The sequence below is a fragment of the Streptomyces sp. NPDC043726 genome (assembly GCF_056436565.1).
This window is the reverse complement of the sequence record NZ_JBWKCI010000001.1, coordinates 647,227-670,666: the sequence shown is the minus strand read 5'-3', so window position 1 is coordinate 670,666 and position 23,440 is coordinate 647,227. Positions and strand designations below refer to the sequence as shown.

Below are 23,440 nucleotides of genomic sequence, written 5' to 3'. Positions count from 1 at the left end.
TCGGGGCGTAAGCCGGAGGTCCGGGTGATCGGTCCGTCGGGGCGTAAGCCGTAGGTCCAGGTGCGCGGCCCGTCGGCGCGTATGCCGTACGTCCGGGTGCGCGGCCCCTCGGTGCCGGGCCGCGCGTTCCACCCCCGGCCCCGGCCCGCGTCAGCCCGGCGGCTGGGGGTTCGTCAGTTCCTGCAGCATCGTGGCCCGCAGGCGCAGGGTCGTGACCAGGCGCTGGAACGCCTCCGCCCAGTACCCGCCCGCCCCCGGCGAGGCGTCCTCCGGCTCGTCCGGTACCGCCAGCAGTCCGTCGAGGCGGCTTGCCTCCGCCGGGTCGAGGCAGCGCTCGGCAAGTCCCATCACTCCGCTGAAGCTCCACGGGTAACTCCCCGCGTCCCGGGCGATGTTCAGCGCGTCGACGACCGCCCGCCCGAGGGGCGCCGCCCAGGGCACGGCACACACCCCCAGCAGCTGGAACGCCTCGGACAGTCCGTGCCGGGCGATGAACCCGGCCACCCACTCGGCCCGCTCGGCGGCGCCCAGCGTGCCCAGCAGCTTGGCCCGCTCGGCCAGGGAGACCGCGCCGGGTCCCCCGGCCTCCGGCGCCGACGGCGTCCCGAGCAGCGCCCGCGCCCACTCGCCGTCCCGCTGGCGTACGGCCGCCCGGCACCACGCCGCGTGCAACTCGGCCTGCCAGTCGTCCGCCACGGGCAGCGCCACGATCTCGGCGGGCGTACGACCACCCAGCCGCTCCGGCCAGGTGCCGAGCGGTGCCGCCTCCACCAACTGTCCCAGCCACCACGACCGTTCCCCGCGTCCCGCCGGAGCCTTGGGCACCACACCGTCGCGCTCCATGCTCGGATCGCACTCGTGCGGCGCCTCAACACTGATCGTCGGCGTGTCCCGCATACGGTCGACGGCCACGCACGCACCGGCCCGCACCGCCATCCGCCCGGCCAGCGCGGACCCCGGCAGCGCCGACAGCAACTCCGCCGCCGTCGCCCGCACATTGCGGCTCCGGTCGGCCAGCGCCTGCTCCAGGAACGGCTCGTCCGGCGGGCCGAGTCCCGTCCGCAGCGAGTCGAGGAACATCAGCCGGTCCTCGGCCCGCTCCGTCGCCCAGGTCGTCTCGAGCAGCTCCCGCGCGGCGGCGGGCTCCCGCGCGCGGATCGACGAGAGCAGGGCGACCCGCTCGGCGAACAGTCCCTCCTGCCACAGCCGTCGTACCCGGTCCTGTTCGTCCGGTCCGGGCAGTGCCGTGCCTCCGCCGGGTGTCGCGCGCAGGGCGAACCGCCAGTCCGGGTTCAGCCGGGCCAGCCATACCGCGCGGGGGCCCGCGAAGCGCAGCGCCGCCGGGCGCAGGTCGGTCCGGCCCCGGGCCGCGTCCAAGAGGGCGGGCAGCATCTGCGAGGGCGCCGCGTAGCCATGGGCGTTGGCCGTGGTGAGCCATTGCGGCAGCAGTTCCATGAGGTCGGGCGCCGTGCCTCTGCGCCCGCCGCCCGCCCCGGCGCCCCGGTCGGCCAGCAGCAGCGCCAGTCTGCGGGCGGCCGGCTCGGGCAGCGCGGGGCGCGGATCCTCGGGGGCCGGTTCCGGCCGGTCCGCCGCACGGGCCGGCAGCAGGCCCGCCCTTCGCCGTACGGTCTCCACGGCCGCCGCGTCCAGCAGCGCCACCGGAGCCTCCCTGGGCGGGGCGCCGGTGCCGGAGCCCTGTGCCTGCCCGCCCGGCGGGGTACGGCGGTCGGTGCCGAGCAGGGCCGTGGTGACGAGCTCCTCCCAGGCGGGAGTCGGGGTGCTGTTCATGAGGGTCCCTTCTGCGGAGTGGGACGTGCAAAGGGCCGGGACTCGGCTCGGTTCAGCACAGCGGCACCGCCTCGCCCGGCCCCTGCGGCCAGGCCGCGAGCGGGGTGAAGCCACGGTGGCCGCACTCGCCGAAGACCTTGACCGGGGCGCCGCCCGAGAGGGCGACCAGCTTCCACAGGCCGGGGCGGGACCGGGCCGAGGGGGTGAGCGGCAGGGCCGTGTCCGCGTCGGCGTCCGCCAGCTGCCAGGACTCCCCGTCCGGGGTCGGTATCACCCGCTCCAGCGTCACCGGGACCGAGTCCAGCCAGGGATCGTCCCGCAACGCCTCGCCGTAGCGGGCGGCGGCCTCGACCGTCGTCACTCCCCGCGGGCGCAGCGACGTCGGTACGGGAGCGGCGAACCGCTCGCCGAGGGACGCCCGCAGCTGTCCGGCGCCCGGATAAGGGGACACCTCGGCCTCCAGCGCCAGCCCGACCGGCAGCGCCAGCTCCGGGGCGCGGCCCGCGGCGCCGTAGGAGAGGAGGAGCGCGGTGCGGGCCGAGTCGGCGCCGTGCAGCCAGATCCGGCGGGTCGTCAGACGCGGGTCCGCCGTGTCGTACTGGGCGAGGACCAGCCAGCGGTCACGGATCGGCGGGCCGTCCGGCGAGGCCGGCAGGCCGATGCGGGAGCGGACCGTGGCCGCCAGGCCCTCCGGCAGCCGCTCGCGGTGCAGCCAGCCCTGGTCCAGGAGATGGAGCAGCGCGCACTCCTCCAGCAGCCGCACCGGCCAGCCTGGCCCCGACGACGGGATCGCCCCCAACTCCCGGACCCGCGCCGCGAGCCCCGACGCCTGGGCGTCGACCATCCGGGCCGCCGTCTCCTCCCACAGCCCGTACCCCGCCTGCTCCGCGCCCGCGAGGCCGCCGCGCAGCAGGTCCGCGAGGCGCTGCTCCAGCTCCGTCGCCCCCGCGGTCACCTTCTCGGCCCGGCGCTCCGCCCGCCGCCGCGCCGCCTCCGGATCGGCCGAGCCGGCCGGGGCGGCGCCCTCGCCCTCCGCCCGCTTCCGCTCCGCGCGCTTCTTCCTGCCCTCGATCCACTCCCGCGCCCAGTCCGGCGGCTGCCCCTGCGGCACCGAGCCGTCCCCGCCCGCCCAGAGCAACAGCAGCCCGAGCGCGTGCTTGCACGGGAACTTCCGGCTCGGACAACTGCACTTGTACGCCGGACCCGCAGCGTCCGCGATGTCCACGACCGTCTGATACGGCTTGCTGCCACTGCCCTTGCACAGCCCCCACACCGTCCCCTCGTCGGAACTGCCCGTCTCGGACCACGGCCCGGCCGCGCCGAGTTTGCCGCCCGCTTTGCGTGACGCGGCGTCAGGCGCGAGTGCCAGCACCTGTTCCGCGCTCCAGCGCACCCCCTGCTGAGTCATGTCATCGAAGGTAGATCCCCCCACTGACAATCGGTCCGGCGAGCGCGTTCTCGCAGGTCAGGACCGATTGTCAGTGGCGTGGTGCACGGTTGGTGACAGATCCGAACCGGCCGAGCTGGAGGGGGACTTCGCCATGACCACATCCGTGAGCCCGAAGACCGAGACCGCCCGTGAGAGCGCACCGACCGAGGCGTTGCGACCGCACGCCGAGGACGCCTTCGCGGCCGAACTGTCCGCCCTCGCCGCGCAGGACGACCGCCCCCGCCCGGCCCGCTGGAAGCTGTCGCCGTGGGCGGTGGCGACCTATCTGCTCGGCGGCACGCTGCCGGACGGCACGGTGATCACTCCGAAGTACGTGGGGCCGCGCCGCATCGTCGAGGTCGCCGTCACCACCCTCGCCACCGACCGTGCCCTGCTCCTGCTCGGCGTGCCCGGCACCGCCAAGACCTGGGTGTCCGAGCATCTGGCCGCGGCCGTCAGCGGCGACTCGACCCTGCTGGTGCAGGGCACCGCCGGCACCCCGGAGGAGGCCATCCGCTACGGCTGGAACTACGCGCAGCTGCTCGCGCACGGGCCGAGCCGGGACGCGCTGGTGCCGAGCCCGGTGATGCGGGCCATGGCGGAGGGGATGACGGCCCGGGTCGAGGAGCTGACCCGGATCCCGGCCGATGTGCAGGACACGCTGATCACGATCCTGTCGGAGAAGACCCTGCCGATCCCGGAACTGGGCCAGGAGGTGCAGGCCGTGCGCGGCTTCAACCTCATCGCCACCGCAAACGACCGTGACCGCGGGGTCAACGACCTGTCCAGCGCCCTGCGCCGCCGCTTCAACACGGTCGTGCTGCCACTGCCGGAGAGCGTGGAGGCCGAGGTCGACATCGTCTCCCGGCGCGTCGACCAGATCGGCCGGTCCCTCGATCTGCCGGCCGTGCCCGACGGCGTCGACGAGATCCGGCGGGTGGTCACGGTCTTCCGTGAGCTGCGGGACGGCGTGACCGCCGACGGCCGGACGAAGGTGAAGTCGCCGAGCGGCACGCTGTCCACGGCCGAGGCGATCTCCGTCGTGACCAGCGGCCTGGCGCTGGCCGCCCACTTCGGCGACGGCGTGCTCCGGCCCGGTGACGTCGCCGCGGGCATCCTCGGCGCCGTGGTCCGCGATCCGGCGGCGGACCGGGTCGTATGGCAGGAGTACCTGGAGGCGGTCGTCCGTGAGCGGGACGGCTGGACCGACTTCTACCGCGCCTGCCGGGAGGTGAGCGCGTGACCGCGTACCAGGGGGACGGCAAGAGGGCCGACGACACGAGGTGGCCGGCCGGGCGCGGGGGCCGCCGGGCCAGGGGGCGCGAGCGGTGAGGGTGGCGCGAGTGGCGAGGGTGGCGTGTGGCGGGCCGGTTCGGGTGAGGGGGACGGGATGAGCGTGGATGACGGGCGGGGGCCCGGTTTCGACAAGGGGGACGGGATGGGCGGGGATGACACTCGGTGGCCCTGCCGGGTGAAGGGGAGGGGGCGAGCGGGGATGACACTCGGTGGCCCTGCCGAGCGAGGGGGACGGTGTGACGACGGAGGCTGACCGTACAGGCACCGGCATCGGCATCGGCACCGGCACCGGCGCCGGGCCGCTGCTGCTCGGTGTACGGCATCACGGGCCCGGGTCCGCGCGGGCCGTGCGGGCGGCGCTGGACGCGGCCCGGCCGGGCGTGGTGCTGATCGAGGGGCCGCCCGAGGCCGACGCGCTGATCCCGCTCGCGGCCGAGGAGGACATGCGCCCGCCGGTCGCGCTCCTCGCCCACGCCGTGGACGAGCCCGGCCGCTCGGCGTTCTGGCCGCTGGCCGAGTTCTCCCCGGAGTGGGTCGCGATCCGCTGGGCCCTGGACCACGAGGTTCCGGCCCGCTTCATCGACCTGCCCGCCACGCACACGCTGGCGTGGGAGAAGGAGGAGGCGGAGGGGCCCACCGAGGCACCTTCGGAGGACGACGCCACCGACCCCGACGAGGAGAGAGGGGCCGCCGTCCGGATCGACCCCCTCGCCGTGCTCGCCGAAGCCGCCGGCTACGACGACGCCGAGCGCTGGTGGGAGGACGTCGTCGAGCACCGGGGAGCCGGCGCGGGGGACCCGCTCGCGCCGTTCGCCGTGCTGGCGGAGGCCATGGCGGCGCTGCGGGAGGTGTACGGCAGCGGCGGGCACGAGCGGGACCTCGTGCGGGAGGCGTACATGCGACTCCAAGTGCGTTCCGCACAGAAGGAGTTCGGGGACGCGGTGGCCGTCGTGTGCGGCGCGTGGCACGTTCCCGCGCTGAAGGAGCGGACCACCGTCGCCGCCGACCGGGCCCGGCTGAAGGGGCTGCCCAAGGTCAAGGCGGACATGACCTGGGTGCCGTGGACGTACCGCAGGCTGGCGCGGGCCAGTGGCTACGGGGCGGGCATCGACTCCCCGGGCTGGTACGGGCATCTGTTCCGCGCGCGGGACCGGCCGGTCGAGCGCTGGCTGACCAAGGTGGCGGGGCTGCTGCGGGCCGAGGACCGGATCGTGTCCTCCGCCCATGTCATCGAGGCGGTGCGGCTGGCCGAGACGCTCGCGGTGATGCGCGGCCGCCCGCTGCCCGGCCTGAGCGAGACGACCGACGCGGTGCGGGCGGTGATGTGCGACGGCTCGGACGTACCGCTGGCGCTGGTGCACGACCGGCTGGTGGTGGGCGATGTGCTGGGGGAGGTACCGCCCGACGCGCCCGCCGTGCCGCTGCAACGGGACCTCGACCGGATCCAGCGCCGGTTGCGGCTCAAACCGGAGGCGCTGGAGCGGGAGTTGGAGCTGGACCTGCGCAAGGAGACCGACGCCGGGCGCAGCCGGCTGCTGCACCGGCTGCGGCTGCTCGGCATCCCGTGGGGGGAGCCGGTCGCCTCACGCGGGAGCACGGGCACGTTCCGGGAGACCTGGCGGCTGCGCTGGGAACCCGAGCTGTCGGTGCGGATCGCCGAGGCCGGGGTGTGGGGGACGACCGTCCTCGGCGCGGCCACCGCCAAGGCCGAGTCCGACGCCGTCTCGGCGCCGGGTCTCGCCGATGTCACCGGGCTCGCCGAGCTGTGTCTGCTGGCCGAACTGCCGGACGCGCTGCCGACGGTGATGCGGGTGCTCGCGGACCGGGCGGCGCTCGACACGGACGTCGGCCACCTCGCCCAGGCTCTTCCGGCCCTGGTCCGCTCCCTGCGCTACGGCGATGTGCGCGGCACCGGCACCGGGGCGCTCGCGGAGGTCGCGGCCGGGCTGGCCGAGCGGATCTTCGTCGGCCTGCCCCCGGCCTGCGCCGGGCTCGACGCGGACGCCGCCGAGGAGATACGGCGCCATGTGGACGCCGTGCACGGCGCGGTGGGCCTGCTCGGCGATGCCCCCGCCCCGGGCCACGGGGATCTGCGTGCCCGCTGGCAGGCGGTGCTCAGGAAGCTGTCCGTGCGGGACACGGTTCCCGGCGTGATCCGGGGGCGGGCCGTCCGGCTCCTGCTCGACGAAGGGGAGTTGGCGCAGGACGAGGCGGCGCGGCTCATGGGGCTCGTGCTGTCGCCGGGAACCCCGCCCGGGGACGCGGCGGCCTGGATCGAGGGCTTCGTCGGCGGCGGCTCGGGCGGCGGGATGCTGCTCGTGCACGACGAGCGCCTGCTCGGCCTGGTCGACGCCTGGCTGACCGGGGTACCGGCGGACGCGTTCACCGACGTACTGCCGCTGCTGCGGCGCACCTTCTCGGCGTACGAGCCGGGGGTGCGCAGAACACTCGGCGAGCTGGTGCGGCGCGGGCCGGGGCAGCACGCCGGGGTGGCTGCCACCGGCTCGGGGGTGCCGGGATTCGCGGCCGAGCTCGACCCGGCGCGGGCGGACGCCGTGCTGCCGGTGGTCCGGCTGCTGCTGGGGCTGGACATGGACGACGACGAACTGGTGGGGGTGGCGCGATGACGGTCAAGAGGCCGAGTGAGCACGGGGAGCGGGCCCGAGCGGCGGAGGCCGCAGGACCGCGGCACGGGCAGGGACTTGCGGCGGTGGGCCGGCGGCCCGCGACGACCGTGCCGGTGATCCCGCTCTGGGAGCGGCTGGGCGGAGGGGTGCGCGGATGACGACGGAGCTGACGGACCCGGCGCGGGAGCGGCTGCGGCGCTGGCGGCTCGTGCTCGGCGGCGACACCGCCGACGGCACCGGATGCGCGCTGTCCGGCCAGGACGCCGCGATGGACGGAGCGCTCGCCGCGCTCTACGGCAAGGGGGACAAACCCCGCACGGGGAAGGACCGTTCGGCGGGGCTCGGGGCGTCGGCGCCGTCCGTCGCGCGCTGGCTCGGGGACATCCGCACCTACTTCCCCTCCTCCGTCGTCCAGGTCATGCAGCGCGACGCCATCGACCGGCTCGGTCTGTCCACGCTGCTCCTGGAGCCGGAGATGCTGGAGGCGGTGGAGGCCGACGTGCATCTCGTCGGCACCCTCCTCTCCCTCAACAAGGCGATGCCGGAGACGACGAAGGAGACGGCACGGGCCGTCGTGCGCAAGGTCGTCGAGGACCTGGAGAAACGGCTCGCCACCCGTACCCGGGCCACGCTCACCGGGGCCCTCGACCGCAGCGCGCGGATCAACCGGCCGCGCCACCACGACATCGACTGGAACCGCACGATCGCCGCCAACCTCAAGCACTATCTGCCGGAGTACCGGACGATCGTGCCCGAGCGGCTCGTCGGGTACGGGCGCGCCTCCCAGTCGGTGAAGAAGGAGGTCGTGCTCTGCATCGACCAGTCGGGGTCGATGGCGGCCTCGGTGGTGTACGCGTCGGTGTTCGGGGCGGTGCTGGCCTCCATGCGGTCGATCGACACCCGGCTCGTCGTCTTCGACACCGCGGTGGTCGACCTCACCGATCAGCTCGACGATCCGGTCGACGTGCTGTTCGGCACTCAGCTCGGAGGCGGGACGGACATCAACCGGGCGCTGGCGTACTGCCAGTCACAGATCACCCGGCCCGCCGAGACGGTGGTCGTGCTGATCAGCGACCTCTACGAAGGGGGCATCCGCGACGAGATGCTGAAGCGGGTGGCGGCGATGAAGGCGTCCGGAGTGCAGTTCGTGGCGCTGCTCGCGCTGTCCGACGAGGGGGCGCCGGCGTACGACCGGGAACACGCGTCCGCGCTCGCCGCGTTGGGCGCGCCGGCCTTCGCCTGTACGCCGGACCTGTTCCCCGAGGTGATGGCGGCGGCGATCGAGAAGCGGCCGATACCGGTGCCGGATCCGGCGTAGCTCAGGCCCGGTAAAAGGGACATGAGTGCCCATCGGTCACAGGGGGCTTGCGTAACCGCGGGAGTCCCGTGCGAGGATCGACGCTCGTCACGCCCGGAGCGTCACGCGTCCAGTTCCGCCGCACGGGAGGACCCTCCCCCTCTTGACCCCGCCAGCAGCCCTGCCCGGTGCCGCTCTGCGCCTCCCGCGCACGGCGGCCGGACGGCGTGCGCTGTACCTGGCACTGCTGGTGGGCGGGTTGTTCGCGCTCGGGCTCCTCGGCGGGCAGCGGGCCGAGGCGGCGGAGGACGGGCCCACGGCGCTGTCCGACGCCTCTGCGGCCGCTCTGTCGGCCGAGGTGCGCACGCCCGAGCTGAGGCTCCCCGAGCCTTCGGCTCCCGAGCGGCCGACTGCTCGAGCCGGGGCTGAAGCGGCTGACGGTGACCGAGCCCTACGTCCCGCCTCCGAGCGCGTCGTCCCGGCTGTCACCGAGCGCATCGTTCCGGCCGTCACGGAAGGTCTCGTCCCGGCCGTCACCGAGCGTCTCGTCCCGGCCGTCGACGAGCATGTCGTGCGGCCGGTCGGCGAGGTCGTCGGGGCGGTGACCGACGAGTTGGAGGGGGCGCGCTCCGAGGCGCCGCCGCTGTCGTCACTGCCCGTCCTGCCGGAGCTGCCCGAGTCGCCGTCGTCGCCGGGCGTGCCCGTGCTGCCCGGTCTGCCGGACCTCCCCGTGCTGCCGGGGCAGACGCTGCCCGCACCCGACCTGACGGCACCCGACGGCACGGCTCCGGAAACGGCTCCGGTCTCACGCGGCGGCGAGGAGAACTCCGGGGGATCCGCAGAGGACGGGTCGAGCGCGTCGTACGGACCGCGGTTCAGCACCTCGTACGACGCCCCCGCGCCCCGCGGCTCGGCGCGCACCCACCGCCACGGGGCCGACTCGGTCGGGCCCGCCCCCGCGCATCACGCGCCGGCGGACGGTTCGGGCGGTGCGCTGGACCACCGGGCGACGGTCGACAACGGCACGCCCCGACACGGCGACGCGCACGGCCTCGCCCTGAACGACCGGGCGCCGCTGCTGCTGGTGGCCGGTGCCGCGGCGCGCGTCGACGCGGACGAGACCCGGGACGAGTACCGGGACATTCCTGTATCCCCTGCCTAGAGCAGACCTTTCCCGCGCAGTGGACCTGCCGCGCGGGGGCGGAAGAGGTCTGCCCGGAATGTCCCCGAACTCTCTCTGATGTCTCGGAATCCCCCTTAAGGATCTGACGCACGTATGAACAAGAACATCCGCCGTTCCATCGTGATAGCCGCCGGTGTCACCGGCGCGTGGGCGCTCGGCTCCACCGGCGCCAATGCCTCCGAACTGCCCTCCTCGACCCTGTCCGTGCCGGACGCCACGGCCGACCCGGTCGGTGACACCGTCGAGGGTGTCGTCTCCGGTGTGCGGGACACCGTCTCCGGCGTGACCGAAGGCGCGACCGGTGACGTGACCGAAGACGTCACGGAGCGTGTGAACGACACGGTCGCCGACACCTCGCGGCGGACGGCGCCCGTCGAGCCCACCGCCGAGAAGGCCGCCCAGCTCAAGGGCGGCGCCGCGCAGCTCACCGAGGGCGTGAAGGCGGCCCGCGCCGCGCAGGCCGCGCAGCGGACGGCCGAGCACGCGACGGCGACGGCCACCGGTACCGCCCGCTCGACCGTGGCCGACGCGGCGCACCTGGCCCAGGCCGCGCCCGAGACGCCAGCCACCCCGGCCACCCCGGATGCCGTCGACTACCTCTTCGGCCCCCTCGCCGCCTTCGCCCCCGAGCTGGAGCAGGCCCTCGCCGCCGCGCAGACCCGGATCCACGGCACCCGGACGGCGGCAGGCGCCCGGGCGTACGGTGTCGAAGGCGCCGTACGGACGACGGCTCAGCAGACCGTCGCCGGAGGCCAGGGCCGCGTGGCCGGCGTCGCCGCGACCGCGGGCGCGGAGGCCCGGACGGCCAGGGGAGCCGCCGAGGCGAGCGTCTCCGCCGTCCCCAGCCACATCACCGGCACGGTCGGCGCCGTACAGGACCAGGCGCTCGGCACCGTCGCCGCCACCCGCCACCAGGCGCTCGGCACCGTCACCGGCGTGCGGCACAGCGCCGTCGACACCGTCAGTCCCGTCCTCGACGAGACCGCCGCCGCGGTCGTCCCCCCGCTCGTCGCCTCCGCCGTAGAGGGAGCCCTCCCCACCGTCACCGGCACAGTCCACGGCGTCACGCCTGTCGCCGAGCAGACGGTCGCCGGGGTCGCACCTGTGGTCGGCCACGCGGTCCGAGGCGTGCGGCCGGTCGGTGGCCACGTCGTCGACGGCGTGAGGCCCGTCGCCGGTGGAGCCGTGGACGGAGTCAGCAGCGCGGCCGGATACGCGGTCGGGGGCGTCGGGACCTCCGCCGGGCAGGCCGTCGGTGGCGTCGGCACGGCCGCCGGGCAGGCCGTCGCCGGTGTCTCCACGACCGCCGGACATGCCGTGGACGCCGCGACCACACTGGCCTACGGCGTCGTCGCCGACGTCCGGCCGGTCGCCCAGGGCGCCGCCTCCGGCGTACAGTCCACGGCGACCGGCGCCGCCTCCGGCGTACACGCCACGGCCACCGGCACCACCACCGACGTACAGGCCACCGCGACCGGTGCCGTCGCCGGTGTGCACCCCCTCGCCGTCGGTACCGCCTCCGACGTGCAGGGCATCGCCACCGGTGCCGTCGCCGACGTGTACCCCGTCGCCCGCGGCGTCCGGTCCGTCGGCGACGGCGTCGTCGCGGACGTGCCGCCGTACGCCACCGGTCTTGCCGGTCAGGCCGTCGCCGATGCGGAGCACGCCGTGCTGCCGCCCGTCGCACGGACCGCCGTGCGGGGGCTCGCTCCCGTCGCCGGGCAGGCCGTGGCGGACGCCGCCGCGCTGGCGTACGGGGTCGCGGGGGATGCCCAGGGCCTCACCCGTGAGGTCGGGCCCTTCGCCCACGGGGTCGCCGGACACGTGCCGGCGTTCGCCGAGGGTGTCGCCCAGCCAGTGACCCATGTCGTCCAGCCGGTCGCGGAGGCCGTGACCGATGTCGTCCAGCCGGTCGCGGAGGCCGTGACCGGCTTCGTCCCGCCGGTCGCGCGGGCCGGGGAGGCGTTCGCGTACGGCGTCACGGGTGAGGTCCGGCCCTTCGCCGGGCACGTGGTTCCCGTCGCCGAGGACGTGATCTCCACGCCGCTCGCCGGCCACGCCGTCACCGGCGTGCAGAGCGTCGCCCACTCGGTCACCCCGGGTTACGCGCGACACCTCTGAAACCGATCTCCGTGAGGCGACAGGACCCGGACGGCCGAAAGCCGTCGGTGATGTCCGGCCGGGACCTCACGGGCGGCCCGGGCGGTCCCCATTGGGGTGGGGAACGCCCGGGCGAAGCCCCCAGGGGCGTACCGTTTCGGGCCCCTACGGGCTGTTCAAGGGGCCTCACCGGGGCAACCCCACCCCGGTGAGGCCCTACCCGTCGAAGATCCCCGCCCCTCACACAGGGCACCCCGTGCCAGTGAGCGCGGCATCATGTGACAGGTATCACCGCTCAGGTGTGACCCTCGATTTAGGGGCCTCCTTCAAGCAGCGATAACCTGCGAGACGGACATGCCGCGCGCTCGGACACCGTGTGCGCCTCCCTTGTGACAGCGGACGTCACGTTGCCCTTCGCGGCACGCCCACGCATCCAACGAACCGCGAGATCACTGATAGGGACGGAAGCGCGTGGACCTGTTCGAGTACCAGGCGAGGGACCTCTTCGCCAAGCACGATGTACCGGTGCTGGCCGGTGAAGTCATCGACACGCCTGAGGCGGCCCGCGCAGCCACTGAGCGCCTCGGTGGCAAGTCCGTCGTCAAGGCCCAGGTGAAGGTCGGCGGCCGCGGCAAGGCCGGTGGCGTGAAGCTCGCCGCCACCGTCGACGAGGCCGTCGAGCATGCGAACAACATCCTCGGCATGGACATCAAGGGCCACACGGTCCACAAGGTGATGATCGCCGAGACGGCTCCGGAGATCCTGGAGGAGTACTACGTCTCCTTCCTCCTGGACCGTGCCAACCGCACCTTCCTCTCCATCGCCTCCGTCGAGGGCGGCATGGAGATCGAGGAGGTGGCGGCCACCCGTCCGGAGGCCGTCGCCAAGACGCCGATCGACGCGATCGACGGCGTGACCGAGGAGAAGGCCCGCGAGATCGTCGCGGCCGCGAAGTTCCCGGCCGAGGTCGCCGACAAGGTCGTGAACGTCCTCGTCAAGCTGTGGGACACCTTCATCAAGGAGGACGCCCTCCTGGTCGAGGTCAACCCGCTGGCGAAGGTCGCCTCCGGCGAGGTCATCGCCCTCGACGGCAAGGTGTCGCTCGACGACAACGCCGAGTTCCGTCACCCCGACTTCGAGGAGCTCCACGACAAGGCCGCGGCCAACCCGCTCGAGGCCGCCGCCAAGGAGAAGAACCTCAACTACGTCAAGCTCGACGGCGAGGTCGGCATCATCGGCAACGGCGCGGGTCTCGTGATGAGCACCCTGGACGTCGTCGCGTACGCCGGTGAGAACCACGGCAACGTCAAGCCGGCCAACTTCCTGGACATCGGCGGTGGCGCCTCCGCCCAGGTCATGGCCAACGGCCTCGAGATCATCCTCGGCGACCCGGACGTCAAGTCCGTCTTCGTCAACGTCTTCGGTGGCATCACCGCCTGTGACGAGGTCGCCAACGGCATCGTCCAGGCCCTCAAGCTCCTCGAGGACCGTGGCGAGAACGTCACCAAGCCGCTGGTCGTCCGCCTCGACGGCAACAACGCCGAGCTGGGCCGACAGATCCTCACCGACGCCAACCACCCGCTGGTGCAGCGCGTCGACACCATGGACGGCGCGGCCGACAAGGCCGCCGAGCTGGCCCACGCCGCCAAGTAAGCACTCAGGACGAGGACAGAACACACCATGGCTATCTGGCTCAACAAGGACAGCAAGGTCATCGTCCAGGGCATGACCGGCGCCACGGGCATGAAGCACACCAAGCTCATGCTGGGCGACGGCACCACCGTCGTGGGCGGCGTGAACCCGCGCAAGGCGGGCACGTCCGTGGACTTCGACGGCACCGAGGTACCCGTCTTCGGGACCGTGAAGGAGGCCATCGAGGCCACCGGTGCCAACGTCTCCGTCATCTTCGTGCCGGAGAAGTTCACCAAGGACGCGGTCGTCGAGGCCATCGACGCCGAGATCCCGCTGGCCGTCGTGATCACCGAGGGCATCGCCGTGCACGACTCGGCTTCGTTCTGGGCGTACGCCGGCAAGAAGGGCAACAAGACCCGCATCATCGGCCCGAACTGCCCCGGCATCATCACCCCGGGCCAGTCGAACGTCGGCATCATCCCGGGCGACATCACCAAGCCGGGCCGTATCGGCCTGGTCTCGAAGTCCGGCACGCTGACGTACCAGATGATGTACGAGCTGCGTGACATCGGCTTCTCGACCGCCGTCGGCATCGGTGGCGACCCGATCATCGGCACCACGCACATCGACGCGCTCGCCGCGTTCGAGGCCGACCCCGACACCGACCTGATCGTGATGATCGGTGAGATCGGCGGCGACGCCGAGGAGCGGGCCGCGGACTTCATCGCGAAGAACGTGACCAAGCCGGTCGTCGGCTACGTCGCGGGCTTCACCGCCCCCGAGGGCAAGACCATGGGTCACGCGGGCGCCATCGTCTCCGGTTCGTCGGGCACCGCCCAGGCGAAGAAGGAGGCCCTGGAAGCCGCGGGCGTCAAGGTCGGCAAGACCCCGACGGAGACGGCGAAGCTGGCGCGGGAGATCCTCTCCGCCTGAGCCGTCCCGGCCGTCCGGCTGATCGTCGATGGGCCCGCTCCCCGGTCGGGGGGCGGGCCCATCGACGTCCTGGCCGGGTCCTGGAGGGGTCCTAGAAGGGCCCTAGCCGGCTTGCGGCACCAGCCGCTCCGGGCCGCTCGCCGTCTCCTCCCTCAGCTTCACGCGCAGCTCCTGCTCCGACTCCGACAGCGGCCCCGGGGCCACCCGCGGCGGCACCCCCTGGACCGTCTCGCCCGGGGGCACCGGGGGCTCGTACCGGGTCGGGGCCGTGCGGAGGGTGAGGGCGGTCGTGCCGATCAGGGCGACCGTGAAGGCGATGGCGGCGCGGGTCCAGAAGCTGGCCCGGCGCTCGCTGCCGGTCCGTACCGTCGGCGGCTTGGCGGCGCGCAGCCGCTCCGCCGCGGCCACCTCGGCGAGCCGCTGGTGGAGTTCGGCCGGATCCGCCAGTTCCGGCAGCCGCTCGGCCACGGCCTCGCGCGCGTGCAGGAGCCGGTTCGCCGCGGCCGGCGTGGTCGCCTCCGTCTCCGCCGCCGTGTCCGGCAGATCGAGGCCGACACCGTCGTAGAGCAGCAGCGTGCGGCGGTACGGCGGCGGCAGGGTCAGGAGTACGTCCAGCAGGGCGCGGTGGGAGGCGTCGGCGGGCGGGGGTTCGGGGTGCCGGTAGCGGGGGCGGAAGCGGTGCCATGGGGAGAGGGCGTACTCGTACGCCGTCGCCCGCACCCAGCCCGCCGGATCCCGGTCGACGGCCACCTCGGGCCAGCGCTGCCAGGCGAGTTGGAAGGCCCGCTCCACCGACTCCCGCGCCAGCTCCCGCCGCCCGGTGAGCAGATAGGCCTGCCGCACGAGGGCGGGCGCGCAGAACGCGTACAGCGCGTCGAAGGCCTGAGCGGGCGTCAGGTCGGCGGGTGTCCGGGCGGACCCGGTTTCGGGACGGACCGATCCCGATTCGGGACGGACCGACCCCGATTCGGGACGGAGCGCCAGTACGTCGCGCGCGGGCTCGGGCGACTGAGTTCGTACGGGGATCTCGACGGCCTCCGTGTCCTGCTCGGCCGGGGCTGCCTGACCGGCCGTCGGCCTGCTCAGCTCGCTCAGCAGCCGTGCGTACGCCACCCTCTTCCGGCCGCGCGGAGTCGTACGACCGGTCTCCCAGGCGCGGACCGTCTCCCGGGTGACGCCGATCCGCGCCGCGACCTGAGCCACCGTCAACGACTGCGCCTCGCGCAGGCGTCGGCGTTCCTTGGGCGGGGGGAGCGGAGTTGCAGGGCTCTGCGTCACAGGGCGCCCCTCCGTACGAAAAAGTACATAAACGTATATTGAGCGACACAGCGGGGGTTCGCCTGTTACGACGGGAAAGCGCGTGTCGTTGGGAGCATGGCGGGCGTGATCCAGATGACCGTTCGTCGATCGCCGTTGTCGTCCCTGCTCACCCGGTTGCGCGACCGATCGCCCGGACTGGCTGCGAGCCTCCTGGGTGGTGCGGTGGCGGCGGGGCTAGGTCTTGGCTCGTTCGCCGTCCTGGTGATGGTGCTGTGGATCAGCTCGCCGTATCCGGACAGTGGGCCCGGGGGCGCGCTGCATGTGGCGGCGGCGCTGTGGCTGCTGGCGCACGGCGCCGAACTGGTCCGCGCCGACACCCTGTCCGGGATCCCCGCGCCGGTCGGCGTCACGCCGCTGCTGCTGGTCGTGCTGCCCGTGTGGCTGGTGCACCGGGCCGCGCGGGACGCGGTGGAGGGGGAGGAGGGGGAGGAGGCCGTGGTCTCCGGCCGCACCGCGTGGGCGGGCGTCGTGCTCGGCTACCTCACGGTGGGCACGGCCGCGGCGGTCTACGCGGCGGGCGGGGTGCTACGGCCGGACTGGGCGTGGACAGGGGTGTGCGTGCCGCTCGTCGCGGTGCTGGCGGCGGGGGCGGGGGTGTGGACGGCGTACGGCCGGCCGCGGGACGCGGTGGACGAGGTGCTGATCCTGATGCCCGCGGGGGTACGGCGGCTGTTCGTCGGGCCGGAGGCGAGGGGGCGGCTGGACGCGGCGGGGCGGGCGGCCGGAGCCGGTGTGGCCGTGCTGGTCGGGGGCGGATCGTTGCTGCTGGCGGTGTCGCTGGTCTGGCACGGGGGCGCGGCGCGCAGCTCGTTCCTCCAGCTCACGGAGGGGATGTCCGGGCAGTTCGCGGTGCTGCTGCTCTGTCTGGCGCTGATGCCGAACGCGGCGGTGTGGGGCACGGCGTACGCCCTGGGCCCCGGCTTCTCCCTGGGCACGGGGCACGTCGTGGGCCCCTTGGCCTCCTCGCCGGCCGCGCTGCTTCCCCCGTTCCCCTTGCTGGCAGCGGTTCCGTCGCCGGGCCCCGGAACGCCGCTCCACTGGGCGGCGGGGGCGGTTCCGGTGGCGGCCGGGGTGACGGTGGGGTGGTTCGTGGGGCGGGGGAGCGTGCATGACGTGCATGAGGGGGCCTGGTCACGGCGGCGGACGGCTGGGGTCGCCTTGTGGGCGGCGGGGTTGTGCGCGGTGGTGACGGCGGGGCTCGCCGGGATGGCGGGTGGGCCGCTCGGGGCGGCGGCGCTCGCGGGGTTCGGGCCGGTGTGGTGGCAGGTGGGGGCGGCGGCGTTGGTGTGGGGCGCGGTGGTGGGGGTGCCGGTGGCGTTGGGGGTGCGGGCTTGGCGGTGCCGGGGGCGGGGCGGGGAGCCGGGGCCGGGGACCGGTGAGCCGAGGGTGGCGAAGCCCAGGGCGGGGGAGGAGCGGGGTGCCGGACGGGGCTGGTTCGTGCGGAAGGCGGGGGAGGCCGAGAGGGTGGGGAAGGCCGAGAGTGTGGGAAAGGCGGGGAAGGCCGAGAGGGTGGGAAAGGCGGGGAAGGCCGGGAAGGCCGGGAAGGCGGAGGTGGCGTCGGAGGAGGAGCGGAGACCGTCGTACGACACCGAGTCCTTCGAGCCGTACGACTTCCTGCCCACGGAGCCGGTACCGGGCCCCTACGCGGAGCTGACGCCATGGCCCACCGACGACCCGACCCGCGAGGCCCGCTGGGCGGCACTGCGGGAGGCCTCCAGCAGGGGCGACGAACCGGAGACACCGTGAGTGTTCCGCCCGCGCACCCAGGGGGCCTCCGCCCCCGGGACCCCCGTCGGCCCTGAAGGGGCCTCGTCCTCAAACGCCGGGCGGGCTGGGTGCGCCCGGCTGCCTCAGCTGTTGACGCCCAGTACTCCCCGCAGCTCCTCCGGCAGGAGGTCCTCGCAGGACTGCTTCGCCTCGTTGGTGAGGGCGTCGTTCGTGCAGGTGTAGTAGTCGCTGTACACCAGCTTCGCCGTGAAGCCCGCCGCCACCAGGGCGATGGCCAGGGACGCGGTGACCAGGCCGCTGATCGCCGCCGTCGTCTGCGGGCGGCCGGTCGGCTGCGGGGCCGGGGTGTCGGGGTCGGGGGTGCGGGGCTTGGCGCGGAGGGCGCTGATGCCCCAGTACAGGGCCAGCGCGCCGAGCAGCAGAGCGACGTACGGCCAGCTGAACAGTGCGAAGAAGAAGGCCCACATACCGCACAGCAGCGCGTACCGCGCGCGGCGCTGGGCCGGGTCCGTCGGGTCCCAGCGCATGTTCGCGCCGGAGCCGTTGCCGTTACCGCTGCCGCTCGGGTTCTCGGGCGCCGCGCCGGGGCGCTCGCCGAAGCTCCCGGAGGACCGGCCGGGCTGGCGGTCGCTCCACTGGCTGCCCCAGGGCGAACCCTGGTCGCCGCCCTCACCGTCACCCGAGCCCGAGGCCGGCCGACGAGGCCGCCACGGACGGTCGGGCGTGCCCTCCGGCGGCGGAGCGAACGGGTTGTCGTCCCCGGGCTGGGAGGACCCCGGCTGGGAGGACCCGGGCTGGGAGGACCCCGGCTGGGACGCCCCGGCGCCTCCCCTGCCCCGCTCGTCGCCGTCGTTGCCGCTGTTACCGCCCGACGGCGCGTCCGGCGGCGAGGCGGGCCGCTCGCGCAGCAGCACGCCGTGACGCTCCCCTCCCTGCACCGACTGCGGGGGGAGCGTGAGGAGTCGCAGGCTGCGGTCCGGCATCAAGTGAGCGTCTTCCCCTTGGTGAGTACGGCTGTCTCTTACGAGTGCGACCAGGTCCGTCACTTACCAGAACGCACCGTGCACGAACGGCGTTCCCGACCAGGCCCCTCCCAGACGCTACCTTCCGGCCACGCCCCCGTCCCGTGGGGGCCGCCCGGTGTGCCGGTATCGTTGCTGACGGTCGGCCGCTTCGTAGGCTTCCCCGTATCCGGGGGCGCGAAGCATTCGTACGAACGTACAGAGTCGCGAGCGTGTCCGGCCACCGTACCGACGTACCCCCGAGAAAGGCCCTCACCGTGGCTGCCAAGCGCCTAGTCGTGCTGGTCTCCGGATCCGGCACCAACCTTCAGGCGCTGCTCGACGCCATCACCGCCGAGGGCACGGAGGCCTACGGCGCGGAGATCGTGGCCGTCGGCGCCGACCGCGACGGCATCGAGGGCCTGGTCCGCGCCGACCGCGCCGGCATCCCGACCTTCGTACGAAAGGTCAAGGACTACGGCACCCGCGAGGAGTGGGACGCCGCGCTGGCCGAGGCCGTCGCCGCCCACCAGCCCGACCTCGTCGTCTCCGCGGGGTTCATGAAGATCGTCGGCAAGGAATTCCTCGCGCGGTTCGGCGGGCGGTTCGTCAACACCCACCCCGCTCTGCTCCCCAGTTTTCCCGGCGCCCACGGCGTCCGTGACGCGCTCGCGTACGGCGCCCGGGTCACCGGCTGCACCGTCCACTTCGTCGACGACGGCGTCGACACCGGACCGATCATCGCCCAGGGCGTGGTGGAGGTCCGGGACGAGGACGACGAGAGCGCTCTGCACGAGCGCATCAAGGAAGTCGAGCGCAGGCTGCTCGTCGAGGTCGTGGGGCGGCTCGCCCGCAACGGCTATCGCATTGAGGGACGAAAGGTAGTTATCCAGTGACCGCCGAGAGCAACCAGCGGCCCATCCGTCGCGCACTGGTCAGCGTCTACGACAAGACCGGGCTCGAGGAGCTCGCCCGCGGGCTCCACGAGGCGGGCGTCGAACTCGTCTCCACCGGGTCCACCGCCTCCCGGATCGCCGCCGCCGGCGTCCCCGTCACCAAGGTCGAGGAGCTCACCGGCTTCCCCGAGTGCCTGGACGGCCGCGTCAAGACGCTGCACCCGAAGGTGCACGCCGGCATCCTGGCCGACCTGCGGCTCGACAGCCACCGGCAGCAGCTCGACGAGCTGGGCGTGGCGCCGTTCGACCTGGTCGTCGTGAACCTCTACCCCTTCCGCGAGACCGTCGCCTCGGGCGCGTCGCCCGACGAGTGCGTCGAGCAGATCGACATCGGCGGCCCGTCGATGGTCCGCGCCGCCGCGAAGAACCACCCGTCCGTCGCGGTCGTCACCAGCCCCGAGCGGTACGCCGACGTCCTGGCCGCGGTCAAGGAGGGCGGCTTCGACCTGGCCGCCCGCAAGCGGTTCGCGGCGGAGGCCTTCCAGCACACGGCGGCCTACGACGTCGCGGTGGCGAGCTGGTTCGCCGACGAGTACGCCCCCGTCGACGACTCCCGCTTCCCCGACTTCCTCGGCGCCACCTGGGAGCGCGAGAGCACCCTCCGCTACGGCGAGAACCCGCACCAGCCGGCCGCGCTCTACGTGGACGGCACCGGTGGCGGTCTGGCCCGCGCCGAGCAGCTGCACGGCAAGGAGATGTCGTACAACAACTACACGGACACGGACGCCGCCCGCCGTGCCGCGTACGACCACGACGAGCCGGCCGTCGCGATCATCAAGCACGCCAACCCCTGCGGTATCGCGGTCGGCGCGGACGTCGCCGAGGCGCACCGCAAGGCGCACGCCTGCGACCCGCTGTCGGCGTTCGGCGGAGTGATCGCCGTCAACCGCCCGGTGTCGAAGGAGATGGCGGAGCAGGTCGCGGAGATCTTCACCGAGGTCATCGTCGCGCCGGACTACGAGGAGGGGGCCCTGGAGGCCCTCACCAAGAAGAAGAACATCCGCGTGCTGCGCTGCCCCGAGGCTCCGGCCAGCCCGGTCGAAGTCAAGGCGATCGACGGCGGCGCGCTGCTCCAGGTGACCGACCGCCTCCAGGCCGAGGGCGACGACCCGGCGAACTGGACCCTGGCCACGGGCGAGGCCCTCTCGGCCGACGAGCTGGCCGAGCTGTCCTTCGCCTGGAAGGCCTGCCGCGCGGTGAAGTCCAACGCCATCCTGCTCGCCAAGGACGGCGCCTCGGTCGGCGTCGGCATGGGCCAGGTCAACCGGGTGGACTCGTGCAAGCTGGCGGTGGAGCGGGCCGGTGCGGACCGTGCCCGCGGCTCGTACGTCGCCTCGGACGCCTTCTTCCCGTTCCCGGACAACATCGACGTCCTGGGCGAGGCCGGTGTCAAGGCGATCGTCCAGCCGGGCGGCTCGGTCCGCGACGAGCTGGTGGTCGAGGCCGCGAAGAAGGCCGGGATCACGATGTACTTCACGGGGACGCGGCACTTCTTCCACTGACCCTGAACACGGCCGATCCCTGAACTAGACCCGGGTGCCCCTGCTTTCGAGGGGCACCCGGACCGCTGTCAGCTGCAGCCGCTGTGGGTCATGCGGCTCGACGCGGCCGCCGAGCCAGCCCGGTACGGGCCCTCGCTCGTGTAACGGCGGTGCCGCCGTACCGCCTTCAGTCGGCGGTCGCCGCGCAGGACGCCATCACCAGGAACCCGGCGATCCAGACCCCGGCGACGATGAGGTCCTCGCGGCCGAAGGACGCCCTGGCCATGTGGTCGAGGTTCTCGGCGTAGCTCGGGTCGTCGGGGTCGTACGCGATCCTGAGCTCCTCGCCGACCACCCGGAACCCGCAGCTCACCGCCAATGCCAGCAACACGGTCCGGCCGTCCCCCGTCGGTTCGCGGCCGCCGTGCTCCGGGTGGGCCCCGGCCGGGTGGCGGGGGCGGAGAGCGGCGGCCTTCTGAAACCGTTCAGGCGAGGGCGAATCGGGCCCGCACCTCGCCGATCTCCACTGTTGCCCGGCCGAGGCGTCTTTGGCGATCCTGTTGGGGCTGAACGCAAAAGCTCAGTTCACCGGGGGAGAACGAGATGCTCCGCGTCCACTTCAGCGATGCCGACCTGGCCGGGCTCCGGCTGCGCACCACGTCCGCCCCCCTCTGGGACATCGCCGTCAGCCTGCACAGGCTGCGGACCAGGGAAGGGCGTTGGGCCCAGCAGCACCTTCCGTACGGCCCGCTCGAGTCCGGCCTCGCGCAGCCGGGCCCGCGTGGTCCGGTACCAGTCGGCGTGGCCGGCCGGCCGGGTCCGGGAGGAGATGCGCCGTCTCGACCAGGTCGTGGGCGCGCCCGCATGGGCCGCCGGACTCGCCGAGCGCGGCGCACGGGAGGAGTTCGTACGGCTGCTGCGGGCCTACTACGACATCGCCGTGGCGCCCTACGAGGAGCGGCTGCACGCCCACGTCGAGGCCGAAAGGGCGCTGCGGGGGCGGGAGTTGCTGGACGGCGGCGTCGACGCACTGCCGGCGGGGCTCGGGCCCTGGACGCGGTGGGAGCGACCGGTCCTGTACGCCGACTACCACCCCGCCGTGGACCGGGACGTGCACCTGGACGGGCGCGGGATGCTGCTCGTGCCGTCGTACTTCCTGCTCCGCCGGCCCATCACCTTCGCCGATCCGGGCCTGCCGCCCGTCCTGGTCTACCCCCTCGTCCACGAACCGCCCGCGCCCTCGTCGGACGCGCCGCTCACCGCGCTCCTCGGGCAGGCCCGAGCCACCGCACTGCGGGCGGTCGCGCACGGCGCCACCACCGGGGAGATCGCGCGGGCCGCCGGTGTCTCCGCCTCCTCCGCCAGCCGGCACGCGACCGCCCTGCGGGACGCGGGCCTCATCACCAGCCGGCGGCACGGCGCGAGCGCCTGCACTCCCTCACCCCGGTCGGCGCCTCGGTGCTCCGCGCGGCCCGGGCCCGCGCTCAGAGCAGCGAGCGCGGCACCCCCCCCACAGCGAGGGGTTGTAGGTGCAACTGCCGACCAGCTGGTGCGAGAGCGAGGCGTACGTCCCTGCCGAATTCCCCATGCTCGTCCTGCGTACGCGCCAGACAGTCCCGGACGATCTTCCGCCAGGCCTCCAGCGGTCCGGCCGCGTCCCCCGGTCCGACGAAGGGGAGGGCAGGCGACGGGCCAGGAGTTTCCGGAGGATTGTCCGTGGCAGCGAGCCGGTGAAAAACAGGGCCGTGTCCCCCCTCGTTCGGGTGAGACACGGCCCTGGTCGAGGACTGTCGCGAGGTGCTCAGAACCGCGGGCGCTGGAACCACTGCGCGCTGGCCCGCTTCGCCGCGAACACGATCAGCAGGATCGCGACCGCGATGATCAGCAGCCCGATGCCCCACGCGGCGATCATGAAGACGCCGGTGACGATCGCGAACGAGCCGTACACGATGGAGCAGACCCGGACGCCGTTGCCGCCCTTGGCGTACTGGAGCAGCAGTGCGAGGCCGAGCAGCGCGAAGATGCCGGCGAGGCCGATGAAGAAGACGAGGATGCCCTTGCCGAGGTCGGCGATCGCCTGGGCCTGCGAGTCACCGCTGAGGTCGGCCTCCGCCACGATCTCGTCCCACTCGGTGAGGCTGTAGCCGTACAGCCCCGCTATGACCGCGTGCGCGAGCACGATGATGCCGAGCATGATCTGCGCGGCGCGCGTGATGCCGGGCATCTGGGCCGGACCGGCCGGCGGGTAGCCGTAGCCCTGCATCGGAGGAGCGGCCGGGTAGGCGCCGTACTGCGGCGGGACGCCGGGCGGGGCCTGCTGCGGGTAGCCGTAACCGGGGGCCGGGGGCTGCTGCTGGGGCGGGGGCCCGTACGGGCTGTTCGGGTCGCCGAAACTCATGGCGGTGTTCCTCCGTGTGACCGAAAGTGCTGTGACCGATGGGTGTGGGGACGTCGAGCGGCACGGTTCGGAGGAAGGTTCAACAGATGCGGTTCGTCCCCCCGGTACTGCCCGCGGCACTGTGGCGACAATCGTTCTTCAGTGGCCGGTTCGTTGTCCAGCCGCAATCCCTATGTGTTGTGCAAGTGCAACCTCGCTGATCATGGGCACGACGCCGGCGCGGTCCCGGCCGGACCGACGGCCGGGACCCGGATTGGAACCGGGACCCCGT

Annotated in this window: 17 protein-coding genes; 11 read left to right on the top strand and 6 right to left on the bottom strand. The window is 73.7% G+C overall.

Translation table 11 applies throughout. From position 1 onward, the window contains the following. Positions 1-150 precede the first annotated feature (150 nt). Together AC068Z_RS03065 and AC068Z_RS03060 are read right to left on the bottom strand one after the other, a co-directional pair. Entirely contained in the window at positions 151-1,788 is a 1,638-nt protein-coding gene (locus tag AC068Z_RS03065; RefSeq protein ID WP_478551729.1) for a DUF5691 domain-containing protein, read from the bottom strand. A 52-nt stretch (positions 1,789-1,840) separates the two neighbouring features. Then, positions 1,841-3,196: an SWIM zinc finger family protein gene (locus AC068Z_RS03060; protein ID WP_478551727.1), complete on the bottom strand. Its 1,356-nt coding sequence runs from the start codon at positions 3,194-3,196 to the stop codon at positions 1,841-1,843. 133 nt (positions 3,197-3,329) lie between these two features. On the opposite strand from AC068Z_RS03060, the gene AC068Z_RS03055 reads away from it, so the two are divergent. The 8 genes from AC068Z_RS03055 (at position 3,330) to sucD (ending at position 14,285) form a co-directional block, all read left to right on the top strand. Continuing rightward, positions 3,330-4,460, top strand: coding sequence for an ATP-binding protein (locus tag AC068Z_RS03055; protein ID WP_478551725.1), 1,131 nt, complete (start codon positions 3,330-3,332; stop codon positions 4,458-4,460). Between the two features lie 289 nt (positions 4,461-4,749). Further along, a complete protein-coding gene (locus AC068Z_RS03050) occupies positions 4,750-7,140 on the top strand; it encodes a DUF5682 family protein (protein WP_478551724.1) in 2,391 nt (796 codons plus the stop codon). Beyond that, positions 7,137-7,298: a hypothetical protein gene (locus AC068Z_RS03045; protein ID WP_478551722.1), complete on the top strand. Its 162-nt coding sequence runs from the start codon at positions 7,137-7,139 to the stop codon at positions 7,296-7,298. The genes AC068Z_RS03050 and AC068Z_RS03045 overlap by 4 nt, the downstream gene beginning before the upstream one ends. Continuing rightward, entirely contained in the window at positions 7,295-8,458 is a 1,164-nt protein-coding gene (locus AC068Z_RS03040; RefSeq protein WP_478551721.1) for a vWA domain-containing protein, read from the top strand. The genes AC068Z_RS03045 and AC068Z_RS03040 overlap by 4 nt, the downstream gene beginning before the upstream one ends. Positions 8,459-8,600: 142 nt before the next feature. Next, positions 8,601-9,599, top strand: a complete 999-nt coding sequence (locus AC068Z_RS03035; protein WP_478551719.1) for a hypothetical protein — start codon at positions 8,601-8,603, stop codon at positions 9,597-9,599. Positions 9,600-9,713: 114 nt separating this feature from the next. After that, positions 9,714-11,741, top strand: coding sequence for a TrbL/VirB6 family protein (locus AC068Z_RS03030; RefSeq protein WP_478551717.1), 2,028 nt, complete (start codon positions 9,714-9,716; stop codon positions 11,739-11,741). Between the two features lie 450 nt (positions 11,742-12,191). Next, on the top strand, positions 12,192-13,373 hold the full coding sequence (gene sucC / locus AC068Z_RS03025; protein WP_478551715.1) for an ADP-forming succinate--CoA ligase subunit beta: 1,182 nt from the start codon (positions 12,192-12,194) through the stop codon (positions 13,371-13,373). Between the two features lie 27 nt (positions 13,374-13,400). Then, positions 13,401-14,285, top strand: a complete 885-nt coding sequence (sucD, locus tag AC068Z_RS03020; RefSeq protein WP_315885969.1) for a succinate--CoA ligase subunit alpha — start codon at positions 13,401-13,403, stop codon at positions 14,283-14,285. Between the two features lie 102 nt (positions 14,286-14,387). On the opposite strand, the gene AC068Z_RS03015 is transcribed toward sucD, so the two are convergent. Next, on the bottom strand, positions 14,388-15,563 hold the full coding sequence (locus AC068Z_RS03015) for a helix-turn-helix domain-containing protein (protein WP_478551712.1): 1,176 nt from the start codon (positions 15,561-15,563) through the stop codon (positions 14,388-14,390). A gap of 96 nt (positions 15,564-15,659) precedes the next feature. On the opposite strand from AC068Z_RS03015, the gene AC068Z_RS03010 reads away from it, so the two are divergent. Then, complete coding sequence (locus tag AC068Z_RS03010; protein ID WP_478551710.1) at positions 15,660-17,351, top strand: cell division protein PerM; 1,692 nt, start codon at positions 15,660-15,662, stop codon at positions 17,349-17,351. Between the two features lie 104 nt (positions 17,352-17,455). Here AC068Z_RS03010 and AC068Z_RS03005 read toward each other — a convergent pair whose 3' ends face one another. Next, on the bottom strand, positions 17,456-18,316 hold the full coding sequence (locus AC068Z_RS03005) for a hypothetical protein (RefSeq protein ID WP_478551708.1): 861 nt from the start codon (positions 18,314-18,316) through the stop codon (positions 17,456-17,458). A gap of 296 nt (positions 18,317-18,612) precedes the next feature. Between AC068Z_RS03005 and purN the strand changes: the two genes are divergently transcribed. Next, entirely contained in the window at positions 18,613-19,230 is a 618-nt protein-coding gene (gene purN, locus AC068Z_RS03000; protein ID WP_478551706.1) for a phosphoribosylglycinamide formyltransferase, read from the top strand. Next, positions 19,227-20,792, top strand: coding sequence for a bifunctional phosphoribosylaminoimidazolecarboxamide formyltransferase/IMP cyclohydrolase (gene purH, locus AC068Z_RS02995; protein WP_478551704.1), 1,566 nt, complete (start codon positions 19,227-19,229; stop codon positions 20,790-20,792). The genes purN and purH overlap by 4 nt, the downstream gene beginning before the upstream one ends. 166 nt (positions 20,793-20,958) lie before the next feature. Here the strand turns inward: purH and AC068Z_RS02990 are convergent, their stop codons facing one another. Both AC068Z_RS02990 and AC068Z_RS02985 read right to left on the bottom strand, forming a co-directional pair. Further along, positions 20,959-21,162, bottom strand: coding sequence for a hypothetical protein (locus AC068Z_RS02990; RefSeq protein ID WP_478551702.1), 204 nt, complete (start codon positions 21,160-21,162; stop codon positions 20,959-20,961). Positions 21,163-22,572: 1,410 nt separating this feature from the next. Then, on the bottom strand, positions 22,573-23,169 hold the full coding sequence (locus AC068Z_RS02985) for a hypothetical protein (protein WP_478551700.1): 597 nt from the start codon (positions 23,167-23,169) through the stop codon (positions 22,573-22,575). Positions 23,170-23,440 lie beyond the last annotated feature (271 nt).